The organism is Pseudomonas sp. AGC41, from assembly GCF_057334555.1.
Genome location: NZ_JBHFJB010000056.1, coordinates 1 through 5,738, shown reverse-complemented (window position 1 = coordinate 5,738; position 5,738 = coordinate 1). Strand labels below are relative to the sequence as shown.

The window sequence follows — 5,738 nt, the reverse complement described above, 5'->3', positions numbered from 1 at the left end:
GCTGACCCGACGCCTTCGCGAGCCCCCCCCCCCCACATTTCCTGGCTATGGGGTGCCTGCGAATCAGGTCACCACGCGATAGCACGGCACATACGCCGCGCCGCCCGGCAGTTTCATCCGGTGCTGGGCGACGAAGGCCTGCAGCAGGCGATCAAGCGGTTCCATGATGGCGGAGTCGCCGTGGATCTCGTACGGGCCGTGCTCCTCGATCAGGCGGATACCCTTGTCCTTGACGTTACCGGCGACGATTCCGGAGAACGCCCGGCGCAGGTTGGCGGCCAGTTCATGGGGCGGCAGGTCGCGGCTCAGGCCGAGGCTGGCCATGTTGGCGTGGGTCGGGTCGAACGGGCGCTGGAAACCTTCGTCGATCTTCAGCAGCCAGTTGAAGTGGAACGCGTCGTTGCGCTCGCGGCGGAACTGCTTCACTTCTTTCAGGCCCTGGGTCATCTGCCGCGCCACTTCAGCCGGATCGTCGATGATGATCTGGTAGTGCTTCTGCGCGGCTTCGCCCAGGGTCGCGCCGACAAACGCGTGCAACTGGTCCAGGTACGGTGCGGCGCTTTTCGGCCCGGTGAGCACGACCGGGAAGGGCAGGTCCTGGTTGGCCGGGTGCATGAGGATCCCCAGCAGGTAGAGGAACTCTTCCGCCGTACCGGCGCCGCCCGGGAAGATGATGATACCGTGGCCGACGCGCACGAAGGCTTCCAGGCGCTTCTCGATGTCCGGCAGGATCACCAGCTCGTTGACGATCGGGTTCGGTGCCTCGGCGGCGATGATGCCCGGCTCCGTCAGGCCCAGGTAACGCCCGCCGTGGATACGCTGCTTGGCGTGGGCAATGGTCGCGCCTTTCATCGGGCCTTTCATCACGCCGGGGCCGCAGCCGGTGCAGATGTCCAGGCTGCGCAGGCCAAGTTCGTGGCCGACTTTCTTGGTGTATTTGTATTCTTCGGTGTTGATCGAATGACCGCCCCAGCACACGACGATTTTCGGTTCCACGCCGGGACGCAGGGTGCGGGCGTTGCGCAGCAGGTGGAAGACGTAGTCACTGATGCCCTGGGATGAGCTCAGGTCGATGCGCTGGCTGTCCAGTTCGTTCTCGGTGTAGACGATGTCGCGCAGGGCGCTGAAGAGCATTTCCCGGGTGCTGGCAATCATCTCGCCGTCGACGAACGCATCGGCCGGCGCGTTCAGCAGCTCCAGGCGCACGCCCCGGTCCTGCTGGTGAATGCGGATCTCGAAATCCTTGTAGGCTTCGAGGATGGTCTTGGCATTGTCGACATGGGCGCCGGTGTTGAGGATAGCCAGGGCGCACTGGCGGAAAAGATCGTAGATGCTGCCGGAACCGGCTTCGCTCAGTTGCTGGACTTCGCGCTGGGACAAGGTCTCCAGGCTGCCCTTGGGGCTTACCGAGGCGTTGATTACATGTCTTTGAGTCATTCAGCTTTCCTTGAAAACGATGCCGCGCGCACTACGGCGGCATCTTTGAAAAAACGTCCACGCAGGAAGATCGCACGATCCTTGCGGTATCGCCATGGACTTTGATCCGGGTCCTTCGGGTTGGTGCAACACAAATGAGCCCCGGCATAGCCAAATCGACCGGGGAGGCGATAATGCGCGAGTCTTTTCACGCCACACAAGGAAAATGCGACGCGATGTTCGAGATCAAACCGTGGGACGCCGTGACCTACCGGCAGCAGACCCGCCGCAGCACCCTCATCGTCGCCGTGGTATTCCTGGCCTTGGCGATGCTGCTGTCGAGCCTGGCGGTGCTGCTGTTCGGCACACCGGGAGGGGATAATTTTCGCTTCAACGTGGGCGGGGTTTTCGCCGCCGTGCTGCTGATGGCCGCGCTCATGCGCGGGTACTTCTGGCAACAGCCATGGATGGCCGCGGCGGTGTACGGCTGGCAGCTCAAGCGCAGCCTGATGAGTGTCACCAACGTGATGCACCAGGTGAAAGCCGGTGTGCAAGCCCAGGACCCAGCGGCGATGAAACTGCTGCGCTTCTATCATTTGGGCCTGGCCCAGATGCACCTGCTGGATGCCAACTCCAGTGACCAGGCCTCGCTGAGCCGTGAGGCCGACGAACATCTGCAGAGGCTGCAGACGCTCGGCCTGGACCCCGCGCAATCGCGCCTGGACCCGGCCTGGATCGATACCGTGAAACAGGCCTATAAAGCCCGCGACTAGCGGCCGCTCGTCGGTTGCCCCAGTGGAAAAATCAAACCCTGGTGATCGGGCGCCTTTCTCATGAACAGTCATGAAAAGGAGAGACGAGATGCCTGGAAAGATCACTCATGGAACCTGGGCCATGCTTTGCGTGGCAACGGTGGGGTTGGCAGGCTGCGCGGGCGGCAACAGCCATTCACCGGTGGACGCGCCAGGAGCCGCGAAGAGCCCGACCACCGCGACGCTGGAAGCCGGAGCGGGGCTCATGCAGAACAAACCGCCATTGCAAGCGTTGGATACCTATCTGGATGGCTTCCATTTTTACAACGGGCGCAAGTCCGGGCAAATGGAAGCGCATCACTACTGCACGGCACTGAACGAAGAAGTCTTCCAGTGCGCCATCTTCGATGCCAACACCGCCAACGCCAAGCTCATGGGCGTGGAGTACATCATCAGCAAGCGCTTGTTCGAGGACTTGCCGGCCAGCGAAAAACAGTTGTGGCACAGCCATGTGCATGAGGTGAAGTCCGGGCAACTGGTCGCGCCAGGGATTCCCGAGGTCGCAGAAACCCGCTTGATGAAAAACCTCGTCAGCACCTACGGCAAGACCTGGCACACCTGGCATACCGAGCAAGGCAACGCGCTGCCTTACGGTGTTCCGCAACTGATGATGGGCTTTACCGCCGACGGCCAGATCGACCCACGGTTAGTGCGTGAGCGCGACAGCCGGATGGGCATCTCCAGCGAAGAGAAAAAACGTGCCCGCGCGGCAATCCAAGCGCCGGCGATCGATCCCGGTGCGGATGCCTGGCAGAAGGGGCAGGTGTGGCAGATCAAGGACCCGACGGGGCATGCCCACTAAAAGCGAATTTGCCGAATATACTTTTGTGGCGAGGGAGCTTGCTCCCGCTGGGTTGCGCGGCAGCCCCAAGGTAATCAATTTGGATACTGTATTTAATTGGAAAATTATTAGGGGCTGCTGTGCAGCCCAGCGGGAGCAAGCTCCCTCGCCACGGGGGGCAGGGATAAATTAATTACGGCTGTTTGAAGTGCCCCGGAACATCATGTTCCGTTTCGTTTGGCTTGGTTCTTTTCTGAACTTGAACGTCACTGATCCTGACGCTTTTCAACTCGGTGAAGGTCACTCTCAAGAGTGCCTCGGCTTCTTCGGTGCTCAGGGTCTCGGTGTCAGCCGCCAGCACCCGGTTATCGGGCTGGCCGTCGGCGATGAAACTGACAATGAATCGGTCCTGGCTCATGCATGACCTCGACAGGTTTAAGCGCCAGGGCGCAGCAACGCTACGCCCCAACGGTTTTCCGGGTTACGATTTTCTGCCGCCGCCATGGCTGCGTTCGCCACCTTTCCTACCGGCTTCAGAGGCTTTTTCCCGGTCGTTGGCAAAGTTTCCGCCGGAAGCATGTCCGCCTTTCTTGCCGGCTTCGGATGCTTTCTCACGGTCGTTTGCGAAGTTGCCTGGGTTTTTGTTTCCGCTATTAGCCATTTCGAGAATCCTCATTTTGGTTAAGCGAGTAAAACGTGCCTCGCAGTACTGTGAAAGAAATCTGCGGATGGAAGTTTAAAAAAAACGTTTCGCTGGCGACGAACGGTATTAACTAAAGAATTAACCCCTGGGTAACTTATACAGCCGTCTCGCTTGAACTTGTACAGCATCGATTTAATTAATAAGGTAAGCGACGGCAAATTGTATTTATTCATCAGCGGACGATATTCAATCCTCGCCGCCGCTGACTTTCCAGTGTTTCGCCTCGGGTGCAAACACCACCTGCTCAACGCGGTGGGCAATGCCGAAAGCCAGCGAATTTTCCGCCGGTATCACTCGCTCCTCGGCGCACAGGCATTTGAAAATATCCAGTTGCGTGGCGGCGCCGGCGGTTTCCTTGACGTAGATTTCCACGTACCGCGCCACATCGTTGTCCAGGCTCGAGAGGTATTCACGCAAGCGCGAGTGATCCACCGATTTCTGGCCGAAATACCAATTCATCGGGTGGATCAGGAAGCGTGAATGCGGGGTGGTGGTGCGGTCGCTGGCGGCCAGGTACATGACGATGCCCATCGACTCGATGTTGCCGGCGTTCACCGCGCGCACGGGCACCGGAAGGGACTTGATAAAGGTATAGAGGGTGAAACCGAAGTTGGTGCTGCCGCCGACGGTAGAGAGGTTGAGCATCAGCGAGTCGGCGCCTTTTTCAATGGCTTCCAGGCAATTGTCCCGGAAGCGCTCGGTGGTTCCCTGGTCGATCTGGCAATGGAAATGGACGATGTGTTCGGACATCTGAAACTCCTCTCGACTTACGCGTTGACGAGTCTGCGGATCAGCGGCTCTGTACAGTTGGGAGTGCGCCGGCTGTCGGATGTTCCACTTCCGTCACGCGCGTGTTCAGGTCCGGCTAACAGCGGTCGTTTCGCTTAGCAGGCTTCGACAGCTTGGGCCATGCGTTGCAGAAACATCGTCAGCGCGGCTTCTTGTGCGCTGAGTCCTTTGCGTACGCGAGGCTTGGGCAGTTCGCTCAGGATGCCGCCCATGAAGCCTTCCAGCACGGCGGGGTGAATGTAGCATTTGCGACACACGGCGGGCGTATTGCCCAACTGTCGGGCGACCTGCCTGACCATCTCGGCAACGTGTCGCTTGGCTTCGGTCTCGGTTTCCCATTGCAATGTACGCAGCCCGTCCAGCGCCGCCGCGCTGCCCGCCCAGGTGCGGTAGTCCTTGGCGGTGAAATCGGCGCCGGTGAGTGTCTTGAGGTAGGCGTTGATGTCCGAAGAGGTGACGGCGTGGCGCTCGCCGTGTTCGTCCAGGTACTGGAACAGGTTCTGCCCGGGAATTTCCTGGCAACGCTTGATGATGCGTGCCAGGCGCCGGTCCTTCACGGTGATCTGGTGTTCGACGCCGCTCTTGCCTCGGAACTGGAAAGCGATGGCGCTGCCGTTGACCGCGACATGCTTGTTGCGCAGCGTGGTCAGGCCGTAGGAGCGGTTGTCCCGGGCGTATTGGCTATTGCCGACGCGGATCAGCGTGACGTCGAGCAGAGTGATGACCGTTGCCAGGACTTTATCGCGGCTGAAACCGGGCGTGGCGAGGATTTCCTCGAGGCGTTTGCGCAGTCGCGGCAGGGTGCGGCCGAATTCGAGCATGCGTGAGTACTTGTCCGCATCGCGCACTTCGCGCCAGCGCGAATGGTAGCGGTACTGCTTGCGTCCTCGGGCGTCGCGCCCGGTGGCCTGCAGGTGGCCGCGCGGGTCGGTGCAGATCCACACATCGGTGTAGGCCGGCGGAACGGCCAGGGCGTTGATCCGCTGGATTTCAGCGGGATCGGTAATGCGCTGGCCCGACGGGTCGAAGTAACAGAACTTGCCCCGCAGTTTGCGGCGGGTGATGCCCGGAGCGGCGTCGTCGACGTAATGCAGATCAGCCGGGAGTGCATCGGGCGGCAGGGTGTCGGGCATGTTTGATCCTTGGCGATGAATTCAGATGGCCTGTGAATTGATTGACCGCCGCCCGTTGCGGTCGTGCCGAGTTTCTCACATCAACCAAATAGCCCCTGTGGGAG

General features: G+C 60.4%; 7 protein-coding genes. 2 read left to right on the top strand and 5 right to left on the bottom strand.

Annotation, left to right across the window (positions count from 1 at the left end; all coding sequences use genetic code 11):
• Positions 1-63: 63 nt before the first annotated feature.
• Positions 64-1,437, bottom strand: a complete 1,374-nt coding sequence (gene ppnN / locus ACE04F_RS11070; RefSeq protein WP_305495382.1) for a nucleotide 5'-monophosphate nucleosidase PpnN — start codon at positions 1,435-1,437, stop codon at positions 64-66.
• Between the two features lie 215 nt (positions 1,438-1,652).
• Here ppnN and ACE04F_RS11065 point away from each other — a divergent pair, with 215 nt between their 5' ends.
• Both ACE04F_RS11065 and ACE04F_RS11060 read left to right on the top strand, forming a co-directional pair.
• The gene (locus tag ACE04F_RS11065) at positions 1,653-2,189 is read left to right on the top strand and encodes a DUF3087 family protein (protein ID WP_486106631.1); all 537 of its coding nucleotides are present in this window, start codon (positions 1,653-1,655) and stop codon (positions 2,187-2,189) included.
• Between the two features lie 88 nt (positions 2,190-2,277).
• A complete protein-coding gene (locus ACE04F_RS11060; RefSeq protein ID WP_486106629.1) occupies positions 2,278-3,030 on the top strand; it encodes an OBAP family protein in 753 nt (250 codons plus the stop codon).
• 172 nt (positions 3,031-3,202) lie between these two features.
• Here ACE04F_RS11060 and ACE04F_RS11055 read toward each other — a convergent pair whose 3' ends face one another.
• From ACE04F_RS11055 to ACE04F_RS11040, 4 genes are all read right to left on the bottom strand, one after another.
• Entirely contained in the window at positions 3,203-3,427 is a 225-nt protein-coding gene (locus tag ACE04F_RS11055; protein ID WP_305495379.1) for a hypothetical protein, read from the bottom strand.
• Between the two features lie 63 nt (positions 3,428-3,490).
• On the bottom strand, positions 3,491-3,670 hold the full coding sequence (locus tag ACE04F_RS11050) for a con-10 family general stress protein (RefSeq protein ID WP_003182983.1): 180 nt from the start codon (positions 3,668-3,670) through the stop codon (positions 3,491-3,493).
• 228 nt (positions 3,671-3,898) lie between these two features.
• Positions 3,899-4,462: an ATP-dependent Clp protease proteolytic subunit gene (locus ACE04F_RS11045; protein WP_039592957.1), complete on the bottom strand. Its 564-nt coding sequence runs from the start codon at positions 4,460-4,462 to the stop codon at positions 3,899-3,901.
• Positions 4,463-4,596: 134 nt separating this feature from the next.
• On the bottom strand, positions 4,597-5,634 hold the full coding sequence (locus tag ACE04F_RS11040) for a DNA topoisomerase IB (protein WP_486106626.1): 1,038 nt from the start codon (positions 5,632-5,634) through the stop codon (positions 4,597-4,599).
• Positions 5,635-5,738 lie beyond the last annotated feature (104 nt).

Excerpts from the sequence above, each read along its gene's own strand:
- ppnN (WP_305495382.1), bottom strand. The coding sequence starts at position 1,437 with ATGACTCAAAGACATGTAATCAACGCCTCGGTAAGCCCCAAGGGCAGC.
- ACE04F_RS11065 (WP_486106631.1), top strand. The coding sequence starts at position 1,653 with ATGTTCGAGATCAAACCGTGGGACGCCGTGACCTACCGGCAGCAGACC.
- ACE04F_RS11060 (WP_486106629.1), top strand. The coding sequence starts at position 2,278 with ATGCCTGGAAAGATCACTCATGGAACCTGGGCCATGCTTTGCGTGGCA.
- ACE04F_RS11055 (WP_305495379.1), bottom strand. The coding sequence starts at position 3,427 with ATGAGCCAGGACCGATTCATTGTCAGTTTCATCGCCGACGGCCAGCCC.
- ACE04F_RS11050 (WP_003182983.1), bottom strand. The coding sequence starts at position 3,670 with ATGGCTAATAGCGGAAACAAAAACCCAGGCAACTTCGCAAACGACCGT.
- ACE04F_RS11045 (WP_039592957.1), bottom strand. The coding sequence starts at position 4,462 with ATGTCCGAACACATCGTCCATTTCCATTGCCAGATCGACCAGGGAACC.
- ACE04F_RS11040 (WP_486106626.1), bottom strand. The coding sequence starts at position 5,634 with ATGCCCGACACCCTGCCGCCCGATGCACTCCCGGCTGATCTGCATTAC.